The following is a 1,158-nucleotide window of genomic DNA, read 5'->3' as shown; positions in this document are numbered from 1 at the left end:
GTGCGGGCGTGGTGGCGGGTGGGCCCGGCGCTGGCGCTGGAGGCGGCGCTGTCCGGGGAGCTGCTCCTGGGGCGGCCCCGGCTGGGCTACGCGCGGGACGGTGCATTCGTGTTCCGGGAGGACGGCTGGTCCGTGCGACCCCGACTGGGAGTGGGAATGGTGATTTTTCCGTGAGCACCGATGACCCGATTCCGCCGCGAGCCTCCTCCGTATCGGACATGAGGAGTTCGGGCTCACATGCGACCGTCGCCCCCCGCGCGCCGGAAGACGCCCGACTGGCGGCGGCCATGCGGGGTCAGCGCGCCGCCATCGAGTCCCTGCTCCTGGAGCTGCTGCCCCGGGTGCGCAACCTGGTGCGCTACCTGGTGCGGGGGGACTCGGACGTGGAGGACATCGCGCAGGAGTCCCTCATCGCGCTGGTGCGGGGGCTGCCCACCTATCGCGGTGACGGGCGTTTCCACGGCTGGGTGGACCGCGTGGTGGTGCGCACCACGTTCGCGTGGCTCAAGCGTTCACGTGGGCATGACGCACGTTACAGTGGGGATCCAGTGGAGTTGCTGGCGGTGCCATCCGATGAAGCCCCGGCGGATGAATACGTGCACCGTCGTCACATGGTGACGCTGCTGGACAGGCTTTCGACGGAGCAGCGGCATGCGCTGGTGTTGCATCACGTGCTGGAATTGAGCGTGCAGGAGATCTCCACGGAACTGGGCATCCCCTTCGAGACCGTGCGCAGCCGGCTGCGGCTGGGACGCACCGCCCTGCGCGCGCTGGCCGCCGAAGGTGACGGGCCGGAAGGAGAAGCGTGATGTCTTCCTTCCCGCCAGGGGATGGCGACGAGGAGCCGCTGGAGGACCTCCTGCGGCCGCTCGACGACGAATCGGGGCCGGCGCGTCGGCTGTCCCGCCAGCGTTCGAGCGCGCTCGTGGCCGCGGCGCTGGACGCGGCGTTCCAGCCTGGCGCGCCCCCGCTCCCCAAACGGCGCAAGCGGCCCCCCGTGTGGTTGATGGCGGGCGCGGCGCTCGTCTTCACCGGGGCCGCGGCCGCCGCCGTGTGGCGCCTGTCGCGCCCGGAGCCCTCCCCGCCGCACGTGCTGACGCCCGGCGTGCCCGAACCCACCCGGCTGGCCGCGCTGGAGCCGGTGCCCCTGCCCGAACC

General features: G+C 72.3%; 2 protein-coding genes. Both read left to right on the top strand.

Annotation, left to right across the window (positions count from 1 at the left end; translation table 11 throughout):
• The first annotated feature begins 287 nt into the window (after positions 1-287).
• Positions 288-809, top strand: coding sequence for an RNA polymerase sigma factor (locus tag D7V88_RS41655; protein WP_120545975.1), 522 nt, complete (start codon positions 288-290; stop codon positions 807-809).
• The coding region (locus D7V88_RS41650; RefSeq protein WP_504815095.1) for a flagellar basal body-associated FliL family protein at positions 809-1,158 on the top strand (350 nt) is incomplete at its 3' end. The genes D7V88_RS41655 and D7V88_RS41650, both read left to right, overlap by 1 nt.

The sequence above is a fragment of the Corallococcus terminator genome, assembly GCF_003611635.1.
GTDB classification, from domain to species: Bacteria; Myxococcota; Myxococcia; order Myxococcales; family Myxococcaceae; genus Corallococcus; species Corallococcus terminator.
Note: the sequence above shows the minus strand (reverse complement) of the source record. Positions and strands in the feature narration are given on the sequence as shown.

Bases quoted from the DNA above. Each gene is read 5' to 3' on its own strand.
- D7V88_RS41655 (WP_120545975.1), top strand. From the start codon at position 288: ATGCGGGGTCAGCGCGCCGCCATCGAGTCCCTGCTCCTGGAGCTGCTG.